This is a genomic window from Actinomadura miaoliensis, from assembly GCF_039536785.1.
GTDB classification, from domain to species: domain Bacteria; phylum Actinomycetota; class Actinomycetes; order Streptosporangiales; family Streptosporangiaceae; genus Spirillospora; species Spirillospora miaoliensis.
Genome location: NZ_BAAAZG010000048.1, coordinates 14,081 through 34,005 on the forward strand (window position 1 = coordinate 14,081; position 19,925 = coordinate 34,005).

General features: G+C 73.2%; 21 protein-coding genes and 3 tRNA genes. 15 read left to right on the plus strand and 9 right to left on the minus strand.

Going from position 1 to position 19,925, the window contains the following annotated elements; all coding sequences use genetic code 11:
- Positions 1 to 97 precede the first annotated feature (97 nt).
- From ABD811_RS31395 to ABD811_RS31410, 4 genes are all read left to right on the plus strand, one after another.
- Complete coding sequence (locus tag ABD811_RS31395) at positions 98 to 307, plus strand: HGxxPAAW family protein (protein ID WP_344955018.1); 210 nt, start codon at positions 98 to 100, stop codon at positions 305 to 307.
- A 291-nt stretch (positions 308 to 598) separates the two neighbouring features.
- The gene (locus ABD811_RS31400; RefSeq protein ID WP_344955020.1) at positions 599 to 1,738 is read left to right on the plus strand and encodes a carboxylate-amine ligase; all 1,140 of its coding nucleotides are present in this window, start codon (positions 599 to 601) and stop codon (positions 1,736 to 1,738) included.
- Positions 1,739 to 1,785: 47 nt separating this feature from the next.
- Positions 1,786 to 2,085, plus strand: coding sequence for an STAS domain-containing protein (locus ABD811_RS31405; RefSeq protein ID WP_344955022.1), 300 nt, complete (start codon positions 1,786 to 1,788; stop codon positions 2,083 to 2,085).
- 82 nt (positions 2,086 to 2,167) lie between these two features.
- On the plus strand, positions 2,168 to 3,115 hold the full coding sequence (locus ABD811_RS31410; protein WP_344955024.1) for an anti-sigma factor RsbA family regulatory protein: 948 nt from the start codon (positions 2,168 to 2,170) through the stop codon (positions 3,113 to 3,115).
- A gap of 22 nt (positions 3,116 to 3,137) precedes the next feature.
- Here ABD811_RS31410 and ABD811_RS31415 read toward each other — a convergent pair whose 3' ends face one another.
- From ABD811_RS31415 to ABD811_RS31425, 3 genes are all read right to left on the minus strand, one after another.
- Positions 3,138 to 4,640, minus strand: a complete 1,503-nt coding sequence (locus tag ABD811_RS31415; RefSeq protein WP_344955136.1) for a beta-N-acetylhexosaminidase — start codon at positions 4,638 to 4,640, stop codon at positions 3,138 to 3,140.
- A gap of 180 nt (positions 4,641 to 4,820) precedes the next feature.
- Entirely contained in the window at positions 4,821 to 4,979 is a 159-nt protein-coding gene (locus ABD811_RS31420; protein ID WP_344955026.1) for a hypothetical protein, read from the minus strand.
- 581 nt (positions 4,980 to 5,560) lie between these two features.
- Positions 5,561 to 6,328 (minus strand): bestrophin-like domain, encoded by a 768-nt coding sequence (locus tag ABD811_RS31425; RefSeq protein WP_344955028.1) that lies wholly within the window; start codon positions 6,326 to 6,328, stop codon positions 5,561 to 5,563.
- Positions 6,329 to 6,563: 235 nt separating this feature from the next.
- Between ABD811_RS31425 and ABD811_RS31430 the strand changes: the two genes are divergently transcribed.
- Both ABD811_RS31430 and ABD811_RS31435 read left to right on the plus strand, forming a co-directional pair.
- The gene (locus ABD811_RS31430; protein ID WP_344955030.1) at positions 6,564 to 6,746 is read left to right on the plus strand and encodes a hypothetical protein; all 183 of its coding nucleotides are present in this window, start codon (positions 6,564 to 6,566) and stop codon (positions 6,744 to 6,746) included.
- A 355-nt stretch (positions 6,747 to 7,101) separates the two neighbouring features.
- Complete coding sequence (locus tag ABD811_RS31435; protein WP_344955032.1) at positions 7,102 to 7,614, plus strand: hypothetical protein; 513 nt, start codon at positions 7,102 to 7,104, stop codon at positions 7,612 to 7,614.
- 13 nt (positions 7,615 to 7,627) lie between these two features.
- Here the strand turns inward: ABD811_RS31435 and ABD811_RS31440 are convergent, their stop codons facing one another.
- The 3 genes from ABD811_RS31440 to ABD811_RS31450 all read right to left on the minus strand — a co-directional run bounded on the left by ABD811_RS31440 (position 7,628) and on the right by ABD811_RS31450 (position 10,566).
- Positions 7,628 to 8,287, minus strand: a complete 660-nt coding sequence (locus tag ABD811_RS31440) for a CE1759 family FMN reductase (protein WP_344955034.1) — start codon at positions 8,285 to 8,287, stop codon at positions 7,628 to 7,630.
- The gene (locus ABD811_RS31445; RefSeq protein WP_344955036.1) at positions 8,284 to 9,387 is read right to left on the minus strand and encodes an LLM class flavin-dependent oxidoreductase; all 1,104 of its coding nucleotides are present in this window, start codon (positions 9,385 to 9,387) and stop codon (positions 8,284 to 8,286) included. The genes ABD811_RS31440 and ABD811_RS31445 overlap by 4 nt, the downstream gene beginning before the upstream one ends.
- Positions 9,388 to 9,627: 240 nt before the next feature.
- Positions 9,628 to 10,566 (minus strand): MerR family transcriptional regulator, encoded by a 939-nt coding sequence (locus tag ABD811_RS31450; protein WP_344955038.1) that lies wholly within the window; start codon positions 10,564 to 10,566, stop codon positions 9,628 to 9,630.
- Positions 10,567 to 10,636: 70 nt separating this feature from the next.
- Between ABD811_RS31450 and ABD811_RS31455 the strand changes: the two genes are divergently transcribed.
- The 3 genes from ABD811_RS31455 to ABD811_RS31465 are packed head-to-tail and all read left to right on the plus strand — an operon-like array spanning position 10,637 to position 12,799.
- On the plus strand, positions 10,637 to 11,413 hold the full coding sequence (locus ABD811_RS31455) for a maleylpyruvate isomerase family mycothiol-dependent enzyme (protein WP_344955039.1): 777 nt from the start codon (positions 10,637 to 10,639) through the stop codon (positions 11,411 to 11,413).
- Positions 11,414 to 11,437: 24 nt separating this feature from the next.
- Positions 11,438 to 12,247 (plus strand): F0F1 ATP synthase subunit A, encoded by an 810-nt coding sequence (atpB, locus tag ABD811_RS31460; RefSeq protein ID WP_344955041.1) that lies wholly within the window; start codon positions 11,438 to 11,440, stop codon positions 12,245 to 12,247.
- Positions 12,248 to 12,259: 12 nt separating this feature from the next.
- Positions 12,260 to 12,799 (plus strand): DinB family protein, encoded by a 540-nt coding sequence (locus tag ABD811_RS31465; protein ID WP_344955042.1) that lies wholly within the window; start codon positions 12,260 to 12,262, stop codon positions 12,797 to 12,799.
- A gap of 47 nt (positions 12,800 to 12,846) precedes the next feature.
- Here ABD811_RS31465 and ABD811_RS31470 read toward each other — a convergent pair whose 3' ends face one another.
- Positions 12,847 to 13,422 (minus strand): YceI family protein, encoded by a 576-nt coding sequence (locus tag ABD811_RS31470; RefSeq protein WP_344955043.1) that lies wholly within the window; start codon positions 13,420 to 13,422, stop codon positions 12,847 to 12,849.
- 161 nt (positions 13,423 to 13,583) lie between these two features.
- On the opposite strand from ABD811_RS31470, the gene ABD811_RS31475 reads away from it, so the two are divergent.
- The 5 genes from ABD811_RS31475 to ABD811_RS31495 all read left to right on the plus strand — a co-directional run bounded on the left by ABD811_RS31475 (position 13,584) and on the right by ABD811_RS31495 (position 15,873).
- Complete coding sequence (locus ABD811_RS31475; protein ID WP_344955045.1) at positions 13,584 to 14,387, plus strand: universal stress protein; 804 nt, start codon at positions 13,584 to 13,586, stop codon at positions 14,385 to 14,387.
- A 195-nt stretch (positions 14,388 to 14,582) separates the two neighbouring features.
- The gene (locus ABD811_RS31480) at positions 14,583 to 15,548 is read left to right on the plus strand and encodes a CHAP domain-containing protein (protein ID WP_344955047.1); all 966 of its coding nucleotides are present in this window, start codon (positions 14,583 to 14,585) and stop codon (positions 15,546 to 15,548) included.
- A 40-nt stretch (positions 15,549 to 15,588) separates the two neighbouring features.
- A tRNA-Gly gene (locus ABD811_RS31485) sits at positions 15,589 to 15,661 on the plus strand.
- Between the two features lie 36 nt (positions 15,662 to 15,697).
- A tRNA-Cys gene (locus ABD811_RS31490) sits at positions 15,698 to 15,768 on the plus strand.
- A gap of 30 nt (positions 15,769 to 15,798) precedes the next feature.
- Positions 15,799 to 15,873 (plus strand) — tRNA-Val (locus tag ABD811_RS31495).
- Between the two features lie 304 nt (positions 15,874 to 16,177).
- Here the strand turns inward: ABD811_RS31495 and ABD811_RS31500 are convergent.
- Together ABD811_RS31500 and ABD811_RS31505 are read right to left on the minus strand one after the other, a co-directional pair.
- A complete protein-coding gene (locus ABD811_RS31500; protein WP_344955049.1) occupies positions 16,178 to 17,419 on the minus strand; it encodes an FAD-dependent oxidoreductase in 1,242 nt (413 codons plus the stop codon).
- Between the two features lie 25 nt (positions 17,420 to 17,444).
- The gene (locus ABD811_RS31505) at positions 17,445 to 18,701 is read right to left on the minus strand and encodes an MFS transporter (RefSeq protein WP_344955051.1); all 1,257 of its coding nucleotides are present in this window, start codon (positions 18,699 to 18,701) and stop codon (positions 17,445 to 17,447) included.
- 222 nt (positions 18,702 to 18,923) lie between these two features.
- On the opposite strand from ABD811_RS31505, the gene ABD811_RS31510 reads away from it, so the two are divergent.
- Complete coding sequence (locus tag ABD811_RS31510) at positions 18,924 to 19,838, plus strand: LysR family transcriptional regulator (protein WP_344955053.1); 915 nt, start codon at positions 18,924 to 18,926, stop codon at positions 19,836 to 19,838.
- The last annotated feature ends 87 nt before the right edge of the window (positions 19,839 to 19,925 follow it).

Below are 19,925 nucleotides of genomic sequence, written 5' to 3' on the forward strand. Positions count from 1 at the left end.
CGCGGAAAGGCACCCCGGAGCACGGCCCGGGCGTGGCGTTGCTAGTGTTCAGCGTCGTAGTACGTCCCTGGTCGAAGGTCTGAGAGAGAAGAGACGCATGTCGAGTGGGAGCCACGCCGGACGGCCGAAGTCGTGGGCCGCGGTGGCGGTGATCTTCATCGGTTTCATCGTCGGCGGGGTCGCGATCGCCATGGGGCCGAACTGGCCCGTGTTCCTCGTCGGCGCGGGCATCGTGGTGCTCGGCGGCATCATCGCCTTCGCCGTGGACATCATGAGCGACGTGGTCGTCGACGACGGCAGCCGCTGACCGGCCGCCGAGCGGGACCCCGACCGGCACCGACCGGCACGTGAGCCGCCCCCGTCCCTCCCGCCTCGCGGGCAGGGCGGGGGCGGTCGCGTTCTCGGGGCCGCGTTCACCACGGCCGGGCATGCCGCGCCCGTCGCACCGTCACGGTGCCCGCCCTGGTAGCGGGTAAAGCGGCCGCAAAGCGACGCCCCCGGGCGTGCGCGACGGCGTGCCGGGTGGTGCCCAAGCCGCCCGCCGGCGCGTACCGTCGAGATGACGCGGTGCCCTCCGACACCGGCACGAGGTGGTGGGATGATCCTCAGAATCGGCGTCGAGGAGGAGTACTTCGTCGTCGCTCCCGGCTCCCGCAAGGTCGTCGCGCGAGGCGGCGCCGTGGTGCGGCGGGCGGCGGCGGAGCTGGGCGACCGCGCCTCCACGGAGATGATCGCCTGTCTGGCGGAGGCGAAGACCGCGCCGTGCGACGACCTGGACAAGCTCGACGAGCAGATCCGGGACATGCGCGCGGCGATGGCGAGGGCCGCCGAACGCGAGGGCGTGCGGCTGGCGGCCACCGGCACCCCCGTGCTGGGCGAGGTGCTGCCGCCCCCGATCAGCGCCGGCGCCCGCTACGCCGAGGGCCTGGCCACCTACCGGGCGCTGGACGACGAGCAGTGCATCTGCTCCTGCCACGTCCACGTGGAGATGCCCGACCGGGCGCAGGCGGTGCAGGTCAGCAACCACCTGCGGCCGTGGCTGCCGACGCTCATGGCGATGGCGGCCAACTCGCCGTACTGGGCGGGCCGCGACACCGGGTACGCGTGCTGGCGGGTGATGGCCTGGTCGCGCTGGCCGGTGGCGGGCCCGCCGCCGTTCTTCGAGTCGCTGCAGCACTTCGAGGACCTGGTCGGGACGCTGCTGCGCTGCGGCGCGCTGCTGGACGTCGGCACCCTGTTCTGGGACGTGCGGCCGTCCTCGCACCTGCCGACCGTGGAGGTCCGGCTCGGGGACGTGGCGCCGACGGCCGACGAGGCGGTGCTGTTCGCCGCCCTCATCCGGGCGCTGGTGCAGGTGTCGCTCACGGCGGTCGAGGAGGGCTCCGCGCCGCCCAACCCGTCCCCGGAGATCCTGCGCGCGGCGTATTGGCTCGCCGCGCGTGACGGACTGTCGGGCGGCGGCATCGACGTGTTCACCGGACGTCCCGTCCCTCAGCGCCGGCTGGTGGAGGACCTGGTGGCGCACGTGCGGCCCGCGCTGAGCGACAGCGGCGACCTGGAACGCGTCGCCGCCGGCGTGCGGTTCCTGCTGGACCACGGCACCGGCGCGGACCGCCAGCGCGCCGCCTACCGCCGCCGGGAGCTGCTGTCCGACGTCGTGGACGCCATGCTCCTCCGGCCGCCCGGGAACCGGATCGGCCGGGTACACGCGTCGTTTTCGGCTTATCCATCGCCTTGAGATGCCGGTGCACCTAGTGTGCGGATGGAGGGAAGGGCGGTGAAGCGTTGACGGAACGACCACGGCAGGAGCCGCCCGCCACGGCGCCGCGCATCGACGGTCGCGCCCGGCGGGCCCCCGGGCTGACCCTGCGCCCGCTCGCCACGGGCACAGGCCTGCGGGTGGAGGGCGAGGTGAACGTCGCCAACCGCGCCTACTGGGCGAGTGAACTGGGCGGTCTGGTGAGGCGCGGCGGCACCGTCGATCTGGACTTGGCGGGGCTCGTTTTCATCGACGCCGGAGGGGTAGCCGTCCTCGTGAGGTCCGCGGGACGACTGCGGGACGACTGCGGGAGGGCAGCCGGATGATCCTGCATCGCCCACCGTCGGCACTGACGCGTACCCTCGAAGTGATGTTTCCTTACCTTTCCGCTCTCGAGGTGACGGACCGATGAGCGACCGGTCCGATACCGAGCCGGGAAGTCCCTTCGGGCATCCGGCTCTGTTCTACCGCGACGACGGCGAGTACCTGAGCGGTACGGTGCCGTTCGTCCGCGCGGGGCTGGATGCCGGGGAGCCCGTGGCCGTCGCCGTGCCCGGGCCGCGCCTGGACGCCATACGCGCCGGCCTGGGCGCCGCCGCGGCCAGGGTGGAGTGGATCGACATGACCGTGGCGGGCCGCAACCCGGGCCGGATCATCCCGGGCGTGCTGCGCGCGTTCGCCGACCGGCACCGCGCCGCCCGCGTCCGCATCATCGGCGAGCCCGTCTGGGCGGGCCGCTCGCCCGACGAGTACCCGGCCTGCGTCCAGCACGAGGCGCTGATCAACCTGGCGTTCGCGGGCCGGAACGCCACCATCCTGTGCCCGTACGACACCTCGGCCCTGGACGCGCAGGCCCTCGCCGACGCGCACGCCACCCACCCGACGGTGATCGACCGGGACGGGCAGCGCCGCAGCCCCCACTACGCCCCCCACAGCGTCATCGAACGGTACAACCGCCCGCTGCCCGACCCCCCGCCCGGCACGACGCCGGACGAGTTCCCCTACGACGTCGACACCCTGCCGCGCATGCGGGAGTTCGCGTACGCCCGCGGCGCCGCCCTGGGTCTCGACGAGCGCCGCGCGGGCGACCTGGAGCTCGCGGTCAACGAACTGGGCGCCAACTCGGTCGTCCACGCCGGCGGCAAGGGGGTCCTGCGCATCTGGCCGGAGGACGGCCACGTGGTCGGCGAGGTCCGCGACGACGGCCGGATCACCGACCCCCTGGTGGGCCGCCTGCCCGTGGACCTGAGCACCGACGGCGGCCGCGGGCTGCTGATGGTCAACCACCTGACCGACCTGGTCCGCCTCCACACCACCCCCGAAGGCACCACCATCCGCGTCTACATGCGCCTCTGACCCCGCGGCTCGCGGTGACCGGCTACGGGCGGTTCCTCTCGCGGGGCGGGCCGGCGAAGGGGCGTCCCGGGATGCCGGGGCGACGCTGCCATGGAAGCGGACCGGACGGCGGCCGGTAGGCGACGCCCATGGCGTCCAGGCGCGCGTAGTGGGCGGCGTCCATGCGCCGCCGGAAGTCCTCGACGTCGCGCTCGTCCGGAGCGGGCAGGTGCGACCAGGCCACCTCGGCGAACGCGGCGAGGCGGGGGAAGACCTGGTAGTCGACGCGCTGCTGGGAGTCGGCGACCTCGGTCCACATGTTGGCCTGGGTGCCGATGATCCGGGCGGCGTGCTCCGTGCCGGCCAGCTCGGGCGGCACGGGCTCGAAGCGGTACACGTCCCGCAGCGTGCGGACCCAGCCGAACGGCACCGGCTCGTCGTCCCCGTCGGCCTGCCGGTGGTCGAGGTAGACCTCCTGCATCGGGCACATCACCACGTCGTGGCCCGCCCGGGCCGCCGTGATGCCGCCCGCGTACCCCTGCCAGGACGCCACGGCCGCGCCGTCGGCCAGGCCGCCCTCCAGGATCTCGTCCCAGCCGATGAGGCGCCGTCCCCGTTCGGCGAGCCAGCGGTCGAAGTGGCGGATGAACCACGACTGCAGCTCCGCCTCGTCCCGCAGCCCCTCGGCGCGGATGCGGGCCTGCGCGGTCGCGGACGCCCGCCACTGGTCCTTGGGGCACTCGTCGCCGCCGATGTGCACGAACCGGCTCGGGAAGATCTCCAGCACCTCGGTGAGGACGTCCTCGTAGAAGCGCAGGACCTGGTCGGTGGGCGCGAGCACGTTGGGGCTGACGCCCCAGCCGGTCCGCACCTCCAGGCTCGCGGTGTCCACCACGTCGGCGTTGCCCAGTTCGGGGTAGGCGGCGATGGCGGCCTGCGAGTGGCCGGGGACGTCGATCTCCGGGACGACGGTGATGTGCCGCGCGGCGGCGTAGGCGACGATCTCGCGCAGGTCGTCCTGGGTGTAGAAGCCGCCGTGCGGCCGTTCGTCCCACATCGGCGGGTCGCCCCAGCCCAGCCTGGTGCGCCGCCGCCAGGCCCCCACCTCCGTGAGCCTGGGCCGGCGCCTGATCTCCACACGCCAGCCCTGGTCGTCGGTCAGATGCAGGTGCAGCACGTTCAGCTTGTGCGCGGCCATCAGGTCGAGGTAGCGCAGGACGCCGTCCTTGGGCATGAAGTGGCGGGCCACGTCCAGCAGCAACCCCCGCCAGGCGAAGCGCGGCTCGTCCTCGATCGTCAGATACGGCAGGGCGCGTGGCGCCGGGCGGATCGGCGCGCGGCGGTACGCGTCCGGGCCCAGCAGCTGACGCAGGGTCTGCCGCCCCCAGAAGACCCCCGCCTCACCGCCGCCCGTGATCGTCGCTCCGTCCGGCCCGATCGTCAGCCGGTACCCCTCGGACGGCAGCGCCGGATCGACGCCCACCCGCGGCTCACCGCCGAAGGGCCCCGACTCACCGGTCACCCGAAGCCGACGCGGCACGGGCACAAGATGAACGTCCACCACCAGATCATGATGCACCGCCCTCCTCCCATCCACCCCCCAGCCGAAACCGGCACCCAACGGCCGGCGTCGGACTGTGGTCCGGCTCGTCTTCTGGTGTCGGCCGGGGCGGGCCGTGCGGTGGCACGTCCGGCGGGTCGTGGCAGGTCCGGCGGGGTGGATGGGTCAGCGGACGAAGGCGAAGGCGGTGCCCGAGGCGATCGCCGCTGCCAGGACCGCGACGATCACCAGAGTCGGCAGCGTCTGCTTGCGGTGGGGCGGCTCGGCGCGGCGGAGGGGCCGGCGGGCCGCCGGGGACGGGGTGGGCGCCGGGCGTTTCGTCACGATGGGCGGCTCGGCCGCGGGGCGTGGCGGCCGCGGCGTCGCGGACGGCGTCGACCGGGCGGATGGTGACGGTTGTCTCGGCGGCCTGGGTACGGGCGTTGGTGCCGCTGTCGGCGGGGGTGTGGGCCGCTGGGTGGGAGAGGGCGCCGGTGGCGGTGGTGATGGCTTGGGCGGCTCGGGAGGCTTGGGCGGTTCTGGGGGCTCTGGAGGCTGCTCCGGCGGCTTCGGAGGCTTGGGGGGTTTCGGGGGCTTCGGCGGTTTGGGTGGCTTCGGTGGCTTCGGCGGTTTGGGCTTGGGGGGCGGGGGGCAGGGCCAGGTGCCGATTCCCGCCTGGATGCTCAGGCCGCCGAGCTGGAGGCAGACGCCGATGCCGGGCGAGTCGTGCGGCGGGTGCGGATGCCGGACGTGTGCCGCCACGGGCAGTGTGACCACGGCCTCGGCGGTCTGGGCCGGGGACCAGGGCTGATGGGGAGGCGCCGGGACGGCGGCGGCGCGTTCGTCGGTGCGGGCCGGGCGGGCGTCGGCGGTGCACGTCAGGGCCGCCAGGGTCCCGGCCAGCAGCAGCGCGGCGGCGCGCACGGTCAGCTGCCTCCCGGGATGCGGTCCAGTTCGGGCAGCAGTTCGGTGAAGGCGTCGGGGCCCACCGCCAGGCCGCCGGTGAAGGCGTGCTGGATGTCGAACGTCAGGTAGACCCCCAGGCCCAGCATCGCCGCCATCAGCGCCAGCGGCACGATGGTCATGCCGCGCGGGCGGGCGCCGGCGAGGAACGGGAACAGCACGACGGCGATGCCGGTGCCCACCGTGGTGGCCAGCAGGCCCGGCGGCGGGGCGGCCTTGGCGTCCATGGCGCGCTGGCGGCGCGCGGCGGTGATCTCCTCGATCCGGTCGGTGACGGCGTCACGGTCGTCCCTGGCCTGGTCGTCGGCGGCGGACAGCGCCATGACGTCGCGCCGCAGGGCCTCCAGGCGCCGCCAGCCCTCCGGGCTGAGCCGCCCGTCGGCCATCATCCGCCACTCGCGGCCCCGTACCAGGTCGACGTACTCGCGCAGCCCGGCCTGGACCCGCGCGGCGGCCGGGGCGGGCAGCTGGCTGGCGGCCCAGTAGGCCTCCGCCACCGCCTGGCTCTCGACGTAGGTGTTGGCGCGGGCGGAGTCGCTCGTGGTCCACGGCACGACGATGGCGATGGCGAACGCCAGCAGGAACAGCGCCGACAGCATCGCCCCGGCGTGCCCCCCGGTGGGGCCGTCAGGCTGGGCGTCGTCGGTGACCCGGTCCAGCCGCCGGAACAGCAGCGCGGCGATCATCACCACGCCGATCGCGCATATCGCGGCCGCGACATAGAAGAGCATCCCCGTCTCCCACGATCCACCCCCGAGCCGATTCATGACCTTGCGTGCAACTCCTATCACCGTCGGTATGGGGATGATGAGACGCTGGGGCGCGCTCAATGACTGGCGCGCTGGAAAGGCATGTGTGTGCCTTGGGTGACAGCCGCCCCGCGGAAGGCGGTGACCAGCGGGAATGAACCGCTCCCGAACGGGTAGATGGGAGCGTCCGGAATGAGCGGGGGATCAGGAGCGGATCATGAGGGGACGAGAAGACGCCCGCGCGGCCGAGCCCGGTGCCACCGGGGAGGCGACGGCGACCGCGGCGGAGCAGAAGACGACGACACCGGCCGGCCCGCCGGAGCCCAAGCAGATGGCGGGCTCCCCCGGCGAGCCGCGGGGGCAGCGCCCGGAGGAGTTCAACCCGGACGACTTCGAATGAGCCGTGCCTCCGGCCGAACCGGCCCACGAGCCGCGTGGGCACGGAGGCCCGTCACACCCAGTGGATCTTTGTCCGCAAATGGTGATTAGTCACGTCTGAATCCTGACAAGAGTAGGGAACAACTGTAAGGACCAGGTCACTTCACGCCGCTGACCTGCGGAGTTATGGTCATAGTCCCTCTCCTCACCCAGGGGTTTCGGCCTCTCGCCCCCGGCCGTGGCCCCGCAGCGATCCTGACGAGAGGGACCGAGGCCGCCGGGCCCCAGGGGAAAGCCACTCCCCTTGCACCGCCCCGGGCCCGGCCGCCTCTCAAACTCGGTCGCGTTTTCCGTACCGCGAAACGGGAGCGCAAGGCATGAACGAAACGCCCGGCGGCGGCCCGCCGCCGCGCCGGGGCGCCGAGGTGTTCCGGCTGGACGTGATGCTGAGCGCGCTGCCCACGCCGAACGGGGCGGTGCCGCTGGCGCTGCTGGACGACCCCGACCGCACGCCCGCTCCCGGGTCGCACGGCCGGGAGCCGACCGGCGCGCTGGTCGCCGCGTGCCTGCGGGGCGGTCTGGGCCTGGCCACGGACGCGCCCGACCTGCATGTACCAATGGCCCCCGAGTGGAGCGCGTCGCTCGACCGCGAGGGCGCGTTCACCGTCCGGTCCCCGCTCGACCCTCCCGGGCGGCCGTTCTGCCGCGCCGAAGGCGTCGGCACGCCGCCCGGGTGGGCCGAGCGGGCCGCGATGCTGGGCTACATCATGCTGTTCGCCGGAACGGTCGGCGTCGCCGGCGGCCTCGGCGACTTCGAGGACCGCCTGCGCGGCGCCGCCGCCGAGGGCATGCTCGCGGCCGGAGTCGTGCCGTTCCGTCCCGCCTCCTGATCCGGACGGGCGTTCACTGCCCGCCGGAGGCCAGCAACTGCTCGAACGGGACAGGATCCTCGTACGGGTCGGCGTCCTGGGCGTCCCGGCGGGCCGCCGCCGGGGGACGTGCGGCGACCAGCGACGCCAGCTCGTCCCCGGCCCGGGCGACGCGTTCGGGCAGCCCGTCCACGCCGCCGGACCGTCCGGAGCCCCAGTCCTCCGAGGCGGCGTAGACGGCCGTCGGCGCGACCACGGCCCGCATGTAGGCGAACAACGGGCGGACGGCGTGCTCCAGCACCAGCGAGTGGCGCGCCGTGCCGCCGGTGGCGCCGATCAGCACCGGCAGGCCCTCCAGCGAACCGCGCTCCAGCAGGTCGAAGAACGTCTTGAACAGCCCGCTGTAGGAGGCGTTGAAGACGGGCGTGACCGCGACCAGGCCGTCGGCGCCGGTCACCGTCTCGACGGCGTCGCGCAGCGCCCCGGCCGTGAACCCGGTGAGCGTGGCGTCCACCATCTGGTGCGCGTGGTCGCGCAGGTCCACCGTGACGACCTCGGCGCCGGCGCCGCGGTCCCGCAGGGCGTCGGCCGCGGCGGCCGCGAGCCGGTCCGCCAGCAGCCGCGTCGAGGACGGCTGTCCCAGCCCGGCCGAGACCACCGCGATCGTCCGCCCGCCCGCCGAACGCGCCGTCATCGCGCGGCCTCCGCTTCCCCGGCCTTCGCACCGGCGGCGGCGAGAAGGGACTCGTGCGTGGGCGCCTCGGGGACGTGCGCGGGACGCAGCGCGGCGAACTCCTTGCGCAGCACCGGGACGACCTCCTCCCCCAGGATGTCCAGCTGCTCGAGAACGGTCTTGAGCGGCAGGCCCGCGTGGTCCATCAGGAACAGCTGCCGCTGGTAGTCGCCGAAGTACTCGCGGAACCCCAGGGTCCGGTCGATCACCTGCTGCGGGCTGCCGACGGTGAGCGGCGTCTGGGCCATGAAGTCCTCCAGTGACGGCCCGTGCCCGTAGACCGGCGCGTTGTCGAAGTAGGGCCGGAACTCCCGGACGGCGTCCTGGGAGTTCTTGCGCATGAACACCTGGCCGCCCAGGCCGACGATCGCCTGGTCGGCGCTGCCGTGCCCGTAGTGCTCGTAGCGCCGCCGGTACAGGCCGATCAGCCGCTGGAAGTGCTCCTTGGGCCAGAAGATGTTGTTGGCGAAGAAGCCGTCGCCGTAGTAGGCGGCCTGCTCGGCGATCTCCGGGCTGCGGATGGAGCCGTGCCAGACGAACGGCGGCACCCCGTCCAGCGGACGCGGGGTGGAGGTAAAGCCCTGCAGCGGCGTGCGGTGACGCCCCTCCCAGTCGACCACGTCCTCGCGCCACAGCCGGTGCAGCAGGTTGTAGTTCTCGATGGCCAGCGGGATCCCGTCGCGGATGTCCTTGCCGAACCACGGGTACACGGGGCCGGTGTTGCCGCGGCCCAGCATCAGGTCGACGCGGCCGTCGGCCAGGTGCTGGAGCATGGCGAAGTCCTCGGCGATCTTCACCGGGTCGTTGGTGGTGATCAGCGTGGTTGCGGTCGACAGGATCAGCCGCTCGGTGCGCGCGGCGACGTACCCGAGCATCGTGGTGGGGGACGAGGGGACGAACGGCGGGTTGTGGTGCTCGCCGGTGGCGAACACGTCCAGGCCGACCTCCTCGGCCTTCAGGGCGATCGTCACCATCGCCTTGATCCGCTCGTGCTCGGTCGGCGTCCGGCCGTTGGTGGGGTCGGGCGTGACGTCGCCGACGCTGAAGATCCCGAACTGCATGACCCGACCTCTCAGAGTTTGTAGAACTTTCAACTATCCTACCGAACCGCGTGCGCGGCCCGGTCATTCCCCATGATCGCAAGCGGCCGGGACGCCGGATGAACCGGCGGGCGCACGGGTCCGTACCACGGGACGAGCGGCACGGCGACCGACCGGGGATGTCGCCGCCACGCTGGAAGGGGGTGGCCGGGTGGACGCGCCGGACGGCCGACGTCCACCCGGCCCGTCCCCCGGCGGGCCCTACTGTTCGGATCGCACGCAGCCGTACAGGGCGCGCACCAGCCAGGCCTGCGCGGCGCCGAGCGTGGCGACGTCGCCGGTGATCTCGGTGACGAGGCGCCAGTAGCGCTCCAGGCGCGGATCCAGGTCCGGCTCCAGGATCTCGTACAGCTCACGGCGGAACTCCGGGGAATCGCGCCGTCCGTGCCGTACCTGGACGTGGGCGTCGACGAAGCGGTCCAGCGCGGGGCCGGGCTCGGGCGTCCGCCCGGCGAGCAGCGCGGGGGCCACCAGCCGCCACGCCTCCCCGACGCCGACCATCAGCGCGCCCAGGTCGGCGATCTGCGGAGCGTTGCCCCGGGCGAGCGCGCGCATCCTGGTGGTCAGCGACCGGTCCTGCGCGAGCGTGACCATCTCCGCGTACGCGACGACCTGCGCCGGTGTGGGATCGTCCGGCGGCTCGGGCACCGACACCTCGACGAAGGCGTCCCGGAGCGGCTTGGGCAGCGGGCCGACGATGAGGCCGCGCCAGAACGCGACCAGCGCGTCCCGGGCGGCGTGCCCGTCCTCCACCCGTTCCAGCAGTTCCAGGCGCGCGGCGCGGCCGGCCGGCCCCGCCTCCTCCAGCGCGCACAGGCGGGCGCGGCGCCAGGCGAGCGCGGCGAGCTCGACGTCGAGCGCGGCGCGTTCGGCGGCGACCGCCTCGCCGAGGGACCGCTCCTCGTTCAGCACCTGGACGATCGCGGGCAGGCCGAGACCGAAGCCGCGCAGCCGCCGGACGAGCCGGAGCCGGTCCACCGCGTCCCGGTCGAACCTGCGGTGCCCGCCGGTGCTGCGGCGAGCGTCCAGGACCCCCTCGTCGCAGTAGAAGCGGATCGTGCGGACCGGCACCCCCGTCAGGCGCGCCAGGTCCCCGATCCCCAGGCCGGGATCGCGCGTCGTGTCGTCGGTCACAGCCACTTGAACCTCCACCCGGGTGGAGCTTCTACGGTACGGGCGTCCCACTCACACGACGACAAGGGGGATCACCGTGACAGAGCCGTCTCTGGAACTCCTCTGCGAAGGACTGCGCGAGCACACCGCCGGGCTGGCCCGCATGACCGACGGCGCCGCACCCGAGCGGCACGTGCCGACCTGCCCCGAATGGTGCCTGCGCGACCTCGTCGCGCACGTGGGCAACGGCCACCGGTGGGCGGCGACGCTGGTGGCCGAACGCTCCGCCGACCTCCTCCCGATGGTCCCCGAGAAGGCGCCGGACGACCCCGCGCAGTGGCCCGGCTGGCTGCGGGACGGGGCGGAGCGCCTGCTCGACGCGGTCGACACGGTCGGCCCGGACACGACCGTGTGGACGTTCCTCGGGCCGCGCCCCGCGCGCTTCTGGGTGCGCCGGATGCTGTACGACACCGCCGTCCACCACGCCGACGCCGCGATCAGCGTGGACCGGCTGGACGGCTACGCCCTCGCCTCCGACCTCGCGGCGGACGCGATCGACGAGGCGATGGACATGCTGTCCGGGCCGAGGGCGGCGACGCTCAACCCGTCCCTGGCGAAGCTGCGCGGCGACGGCGAGCGGATCGCCCTGCGCCCGTCCGAACCGCACGTGACCGGCTGGCTGATCACCCGGCGGCCGGACGGGGTCGCGTGCCAGCGCACGGCCGACGCCGACGCCGACGTGACACTGCGCGGATCGGTGACGGACCTGCTGCTCGTGCTGTCCCGGCGCGTCCCGCCCGAGGAGCCCCACGTCGCCGTCTCGGGGGACCGGCCGCTGCTGGACCACTGGCTGTCCCTGACCGCCTTCGGCTGACGAGATCCCGGAAGGAGGGACGGGGTGAGCGTCGTCACGGTACTCGCCTCCGGAGGAGAACCGGGGTTCCAGGCGCCCGGCACCGAGATCTTCGACTGGGGCCCGCTGTTCCCCGGCGGTCCGCACTGGCTGCGGTGGCTGACCAAGCCGATCCTGATCATCGGGCTGTCGGCGCTCGTCGTGATCGGGTTCTGCGCTCGGGCGTTCGCCCGCCCCCGTCTGGTGCCGCGCGGCGTGCAGAACGCCGGCGAGGTGCTGTACCTGTTCGTCCGCGAGCAGGTCGCCCGTCCCATGCTGGGCAGGGACGCCGACGCCTGGATGCCGTTCCTGTTCTCGACGTTCCTGTTCGTCGCGGTGATGAACCTGATGGGCGTGGTGCCGGGCCTGCAGCTCCCGGCGACCTCGCACTTCGCGGTCCCGCTGCTGCTGGCGCTGGTGGTGTACGTGCTGTACGTGGCGTTGAGCGTGCGGCACCAGGGCCTGGTGGGCTACCTGCGCGGGATCATGTTCCCGCCCGGGCTGCCGGTGTGGGTGTACGCGTTCTACGCGCCGCTGGAGCTGCTGCACCACCTGGTGCTGCGTCCGGTCACGCACGCCATCCGGCTGTTCGCCAACATGTTCGCCGGGCACCTGCTGATCGCGTTCTTCGCCACCGTGGCGTACTGGTTCCTGGTGGACGCGCTGTCCCCGGCGGGGTTCGGGGTGGGCGTGGTCGGCCTGGTCATGACGATCGTCATGACCGCGTTCGAGGTGTTCGTCCAGCTGCTGCAGGCGTACATCTTCACGTTGCTGGCCGCCTCGTACATCGGCGGAGCGCTGCACCCCGAACACTAATAGGGTGGCCCCATGGTCACCCATGTCGAGCCCCCGGCGGAACCGGACGTGACGCTGACCGACCCGCGCGACCTGCTCACGGGCTATCTCGACCACTACCGCGACGCGGTGCTGCGCAAGCTGGACGGGCTGTCGGACGAGCAGCTGCGCACGTCCCGGCTCCCGTCCGGCTGGACCCCGCTGGAGCTGCTCAAGCACCTGGCGTACGTGGAGACGCGCTGGTTGCGCTGCAGGTTCGCCGACGAGCCCGTCCCCGATCCGTGGGGCGACCGCTCCGCCGCCGATCCGGGTCCCGGCGGCCGCTGGCACGTCGCCGCGGAGGAGACCTTCGAGGACGTGCGGGCGACGTTCCTGGACGCGTGCGCGCACTCCCGGCGCATCGTCGCGGGCGCGCGGCTGGACGACGTCGCGTCCGCCGGCGGGCGACTGGGCGACTCCGGACCGGCCCCGTCGCTGATCTGGATCCTGTTCCACCTGCTGCAGGAGTACGCCCGGCACGCCGGTCACCTGGACGTGGTGCGCGAGCTGGCCGACGGCGTCGTCGGCGAATGACACGGCCCGGCCGGGCCGGGCGCCGCGGATGACCGGGCCGGGGCGGGTCAGGCGTCGGCGAGGACGGCCTGGATCTCCAGCCCGACGGCGATGGAGTCGCCGAGGACGACCTTGTCGCCCTGCAGCGGGATGTTGAACTCGATGCCGAAGTCGCTGCGGCTGATGGACGTCGTGGCGGTGAACCCGGCGCGGGTGCCGCCCCACGGGTCGCTGGACACGCCGTGGTACTCGGTGAGCAGCCGCACCGGCCGCGTGACGCCCCTGATGGTCAGGTCGCCGTCCACGTGGTAGCGCGGACGGCGCGCCCGCCGTCCGACCAGCGCCCGCTCGGCGTGGGTGCTGACGAACGTCATGGACGGGTACGTCGCGACGTCCAGGATGTCGGCCGAGCGCACGTGCGCGTCCCGCTCGGCGTTGCGGGTGTCCACGGACGCCAGCGCGATCTCGGCGGCGGCGGTCGAGGCGAGCGGGTCCTCGCGGACCAGGATCTCGCCGCTGAACTCGGCGAAGCTGCCGCGGACCGTGGTCATGAGATGGCGGACCGCGAAGGTCACCTCCGAGTGCGCCGGGTCGATGGTCCACCTCCCGGCGACCAGGTCCGGCGCTTCCGTCGCTGGAACCACAAATCCCCCAAAAATCAACAAAGCGGTCGGAAGTGGTGAATTTACCGCAACCTCGGCGAGCCCGCCGCCTCCTGGTCCGCGAATCCCCTGCTCAGCGCCCCAGTGCCGGGGAGAAATCGCCGCAACGGTGACCGGCCGCCGAACGGGGGAATGACCCCGGCATGATCGGCGAACACGTGCTGGCCGGCTTCACCCCCGACGCCGGCGGCCGCGAGGCCCTGCAACTGGCCCGCGGGGTCGTGGCACGCAGCGGCGGACGGCTCACCGTCGCCGCCGTCCACCCGCCCGACCGCCCCGCGGCCGCCGGTGAGGCCCACGCGCTCCTGGAACAGGCCGCGGCACTGCTGGACGACCAGCCCGCCGAGTTCGTCGCCCACGAGAGCCGGGGCGTCGCACGCGGGCTGTCGGTGCTGGCCAGCAGAGCCGGCGCCGACCTCATCGTCATCGGATCCCCCGCCGGGGGCGCGCGCGGCCGCATCGCGGTCGGCAGCACCGGCGACCACCTCCTGCACTCGGCCACGGAGGCGGTGATGCTGGCACCCGCCGGGTACGAGCGCCGCGAGGAGCTCGACCGCATCACCGTCGCCTACGTCCGCCGGCCCCAGTGCGACGAGGCGGTCGTCCGGGCCGCCCAGGCCGCCACCGTCCTCGGCATCCCGCTGCGGCTGCTCACCCTCGCCGTCGACGCCGACCAGGCCGAACGGCTCCGCGACGACCTGGCCCTGGCGATCCGGCTGGCCCGCGACTCCTCCGGCCTGGACGCCGAGTCGGTCGAGGCCGAGCTGGGCGAGGGCGACGACATCGCCGACGCCCTGCACGCCGTCGGCTGGAGCGACGCCGAACTGCTGGTCTGCGCCAGCAGCGAGGACGCCACGGCCCACCGCGTCTTCCTCGGCGAGAACGCGCTGAAGGTGCTGCGCGCCGCACCGTGCCCCGTCGCGGTGCTCCCGAGGGGCTATACGTGATCTGACCCTGCCCGGTCACGACCACATAGTCCGAATCACCCGTTTTCCATGCCGTCACTTGCCCCTCGCTCTTTACCTTCGCTACATTCCACCGAGACCAGCGCGTGACCTTGAAACCCAGGGTGGCGTGTCGACCGGGTCGGGCGCGTGCGCCCTGACCCGTCAGCCGACCAGGCCGGCGGCACAGGGAGCGTCATGGACCCCATCGGCAGGAAGCTGCTCGAAATCGCCAAGGACGAGCTCGGATACACCGAGAAGGGCGACGGCTACACCAAGTACGGCGACTGGTACGCCAAGAACATCGAGGACGGCGACTCCTACTTCAAGACCGCCCCCTGGTGCGACATGTTCCTGGCCTGGGCCGCCGACAAGGCCGGCGTCACCGAGCAGGCCGGCCAGTTCGCCGCCACCGTGCAGCACGCCAAGTGGTTCGAGAAGCACGACGCCTGGAGCACCGAGCCCGAACCCGGCGCCCTGGTGTTCTTCGACTGGAGCGGCTCGGGCGACATCGACCAGATCGACCACGTGGGCCTGGTGGAGAAGGTGGACGGCAAGACCCTCCACACCATCGAGGCCAACGCCGACGGCTACAAGCTCACCCGCAAGACCCGCAGCATGGACACCGTCGTCGGCTTCGGCTTCCCCGGCAGGGTCAAGGTCGAGAAGAAGTACGCCCCCAAGCACGCCGCTCCCCCGCCGTCCGTCGAGAAGCTCACCGACACCCCGGCCACGGCCCGCACGGAGACGCGCAAGCATGAGCCGTCCTCCCCCGACCACCACCTCCCCGCCCAGGAGACGGTGCTCGGCGGCGTCCTGGCCTTCGTCCTGTGCGGCACCCTCGCCCTGGCCGCCGGGCGCGCCGCGGCCGCCAAGGCGCCCTCGTCGCCCCCCGTGCGGCTCCGCAAGCGCGGCAAGCACCACCGCCCGGCCACCCCGGTCGCCCTCCCGCCCGACCTCACCCCCGCCGACCTGGACGCCGCCGACGCCGGCACCACCGTGATGCCCGCGCTGTCGGCGGCCGTCGCCCAGGAGGCCGAGGACCGCGAGTTCTGGGGCCGCATCGCCCACCTGCGCGAGGACGAGGAGCTCTCCTTCTGGAACTCCCTGCACGCGGAGGTGTCCCGCGGCGACGAGTACGCAAGCACTCGGAGTTTCCGCTAAAGTAATCACTGCGCCCCCGGGGAGATCCCCGGAAAGGCAGGCGGACGTGGCTCAGTTGGTAGAGCATCACCTTGCCAAGGTGAGGGTCGCGGGTTCGAATCCCGTCGTCCGCTCTGAGAGGCCCTGTATACGGCCGGGCTGAACTCCCCGGTGGAGTGGCCGAGAGGCGAGGCAACGGCCTGCAAAGCCGTGTACACGGGTTCGAATCCCGTCTCCACCTCAACCCCCGTGTCGAGGTAGGCGCGGGCTCGGGCGATTAGCTCAGTGGGAGAGCGCTACCTTGACACGGTAGAGGTCACTGGTTCAATCCCAGTATCGCCCACCACACCATCCCCAGGTCAGACTTCATGTCAAACCTGGGGATCTCTCATTTTCGGCCCTTCCGGCCACGACGCTTGGCGGCTGCCCCCCAGGTCCCCGAACGCCCCCTTCGGCCGGGGCTCGGCCTGGATTCGCCGGCAGCGCCTGGAACGGGCACGTCGCGCCCTGGCCGACCCGGCGCTGCGGGACGTGACCGTCCAGCGCGTCGCCGCGCGGTGCGGTTTCATCCGCGCGGCGGCACCCCGGCGAGTGCCGCCGTCGCGCCAGGTCGGCCATCAGGGATGGTGAGTTCCCCGGGCCTAGGACGGTCAGCGGGGCAGCCGGGCGTCCTGGCGGTCGAGTTCGTCCCGCACGGCGGCGGTGTCCACGTCGCCGTCGCGGGCGGTGAAGGCCGCGGCGATCCCGGCCGCCTGGCCGGTGGCGAACGCGGTGCCCATGACCCGCAGGGACGCGCCCGCGCCGTGGTCGCCGTCGACGGTGCGGCCGCCGGCGAACAGGTTCGGCGTGTTGCGGCTGCGCAGCACGTCGAGCGGGACGCCGTAGTAGCCCGGCTCGCCGATGTGCTTCCATTCCACGGGCAGGCCCGGCCCGGGGTGGGACTCGATCGGCCAGGCGCCGATCGCCACCGCGTCGTCCACCGGCCCGGGCCGCAGCACGTCCGCCTCGGTCAGCTGGGCGCGGCCGACGAGGTGACGGGACTCCCGGGTGCCCAGCTCCGGCCCGGTCGCCACGATGTAGGCGCCCTCACATCCCGGCAGGGTACGCAGGACCCGCAGGTAGTCCTGGGCCTGCCGCCGGGCGCTGCGCTCGGCGCGGCTGGTGTCGGCGGCGCTGCGCGCGTCGTAGCCCTCGTCGGCCAGGTAGGTGATCAGATCCCCGGACACCGGCATCCGCGCGACCAGCCCGGCCTCTCCGGTCAGGTGCCCCCCGCCGCTCCGCTTGGCCGCGCGGACCGCGGCGGCGAGGGCCTGGCGGGTCACCGGCACGTCGGCGGGGATGCCGCCGAAGCGGACCGCGAGCGTGCCGTTGAGCACCCGGCCGTCGTTGCCGTACCGCACCTGCGCGCCGCCGTGGTGGGCCAGGTCGGCCTCGCCGGTGGCGTCCACGAACGCGGCCGCCGTGTACTCGTGCAGTCCGGAGTGGTCGGCCACCCGGACCGCGGTGATCCGCTCGTCCTGGCGGGTGGCCTGCAGGAGGTGGGAGTGCAGCAGCACGTCCACGCCCGCGCGGTGGCACAGCTCGTCCGCGACGCGCTTGACCGCCTCGGGGTCGAAGACGACCGCCACGGCCGTGAACCGCTTCGGCTCCGTCACCGCGCCCATGTCCCGCAGCCCGGCCAGCATCTGCTCGGCGACGCCGAACACCACCTGGCGCAGGTCCTCGGTGTACAGACCGCAGTAGGTGACGACGTTGCGCAGGGAGGCCGCGCCGCCCAGGCACGGGCCGCGCTCGACCAGGAGCGTGCGCGCGCCGGCACGCCGCGCGCCGATCGCGGCCGCGATGCCCGCGGACCCGCCCCCGGCCACGATGACGTCGTAGTGTTCGGTCACAGTACGGTTCCTTTCCTGGCCGTCTTCACCGGACGAGGGCCTGCGCCCTGACCGAGGGGGACCGGACGGCGGCGTCGCCCTCCCGGACCCCGAGCATGAGGAACATGCCGAGCAGCGGGCCCACGGCGAGCGTGGCGAAGGCCCAGAAGAACGAGCCGGTCGCCTGGAACACCGCCCCGAGCACCACCGGCACGATCGTGCTGCCGAGCTGCCAGAACGCGTTCGTCGCGCCGGCCGCGGACCCGGCGAGCCCGACGCCGGCGATCTCCGGGATCAGCGCGATCATCAGCGGGCTGTACACGTACGCCGCGACGCCGAGGAACGGCGCCACCCACAGGAACCCCGCCAGGCTGTCGCGGGTGCCGAACGCCAGCAGCGTCACGACGAACGCGCCGAGCACGATGACGGTCGGGAGCCTGCGCCGGCCGCCGAACAGGTCGGACACCACGCCCATGAACGGCTTGGCCACGATGGCGGCGACGCCGAAGATCGCGACCACGGTGCCGGCCTGCGTGGCGGAGATCCCGCTGCCCTTGATCATCAGCGCGTTGGACCAGGTGATGAAGCCGTAGGTGCCCCACAGGCCGCCGAACCCGGCCAGGCCGATCAGCCACAGGTCGCGGTTGCGGGCCAGCGGGCGCAGGTCCGGCGCCCGCCGGGCCGCGGGCGCGGACCGCGCGGCGCCGGCGCCGGCGTCGGAGTTGCGCAGCAGGACCAGGCACAGGACGGCGACGACCATCGAGCCGGCGCCGAACAGGTGGTACGACGCGCTCCACCCGGACGCGGCGATGAGGCTCGGCACCACCGCGTTCGCGATCACGGTGCCCAGCGAGGTGGCGGTCATGAACACGCCCATGGCGAAGCCGCGGTCCTTGGGCGGGAACCACTGGGAGATCAGCTTGACCCCGGCGGAGTAGTCGCACCCGGCGAACACGCCGACCCCGGCCTGGAACGCGATGCCCATGGCCACCGAGTCGGTCTCACCGAACAGGATCATGAACCCGCCGGCGAGGAAGAGCGAGCAGCCGATCACCACGCGGGGGCCGAGCCAGTCGGTCAGTACCCCGCCCGCGGCGTTGGAGATGACGTAGCCGACGTAGTAGCCGGTGGCGAAGACGCCGAGCCCGGCCAGCGACACGCCGAGGTGCTCGCCGACCGAGACCGAGGCGGGGCCCCAGGTGGAGCGGTCCACGGCGGTCATGGTGAACGCGGCCCATGCCAGCGCCAGCACCACCCAGCGGTACGGATGCCGGACGACCACCGGTTCCGAAGTGAGACTCATGGTTGGGTGTTCCCTTCTGCGACGCCGGGCGCTCTGCCTCCAGGGCAGAGGGCGGCCCTGCGCGAAGGTCGCCAGCACAGCCCCTCGGCGCGTTGACCGCACGTAACGTTCGACGTCACCCGGCTGCGGGTCAGTACACACTGATTGACAGCGGCGCGTCCAATGCCCGTAAATCAGAAGAGCCATGCCTGTCAGGCATGCCCCCCGTCAGCGAGGAGCCCGATGGAACTGCGTCATCTCCGTTACTTCACCACGGTCGCGGCGGAGGGCTCCCTGTCGCGCGCGGCGGAGCGGCTGCACCTGACCCAGCCGTCGCTGAGCCGGCAGATCCGCCAGCTCGAACGCGACGTCGGCGCGCCCCTGTTCGAGCGCACCCCCGGCGGAACGTCGCTGACCCCCGCCGGCGCGGCCCTGCACCACCACGCGCTGCTGCTGCTCCGCCTCGCCGACGCCGCGCCCGACATGGCGCGCTCGGCGATGGGCCGCACCCGCGAGATCGTGCACATCGGCGTCCCGCCGGGCGTGCCGGACGGATGGCTGCTGGACGTCCTGGCCACGCTGGAGACCGAGCTCCCGCACGCCGCGGTCACCCTGACCGAGGCCAGCAGCACCGAGCAGCTGCGGATGATCCGCGAGGGCCGCCTCGACCTCGGACTGGTCCACGAACACCCGCCCGGCAGGCTGCACGCCGAGCACCTGTTCGCCTTCCCCTTCGGGCTCGCCGTCCGTCCCGGCCACCCGCTCGCGGACGGCACGGCCTGCCGGATGCAGGACCTGGACAACCTGCGCATCCTCGCCCACGGCAGGCAGCAGGTCCCCGTCGTCGACGACCGGCTGGTGGTAGCGGGGCACGACGCCGGCGTCGTGCCGCTGTGGCAGTTCGCCCAGTTCTCCCAGCACGCACGCGCCTTCGCCGAGGCGGTGAAGGCGGACGCGGTGCTGCTCATGGCGCACTCGGCCCGGCGCCTGCTGCCCGACTGGCCGTGGTTGCCGCTGGCCGAGCCGGAATTCCCCCTGGTCACCTGGCTGACCTGGCCGCTGGAGACCCGCGCGGTCGTCCGCGACGTGGCCCGGGGCGTCCGCGCCCAGGACCGGCCCGCGGGCGCGACCCCCGCGGCCCGGTCCTCCGGCTCCTGAGGCACCGCCGTGTACCGGCGCCGTGGTCGGGCCGGAGGGTTGTCACGGTGTCGCTTCCGTCCGTTGAGCCGGTGACCGGCGCGACGG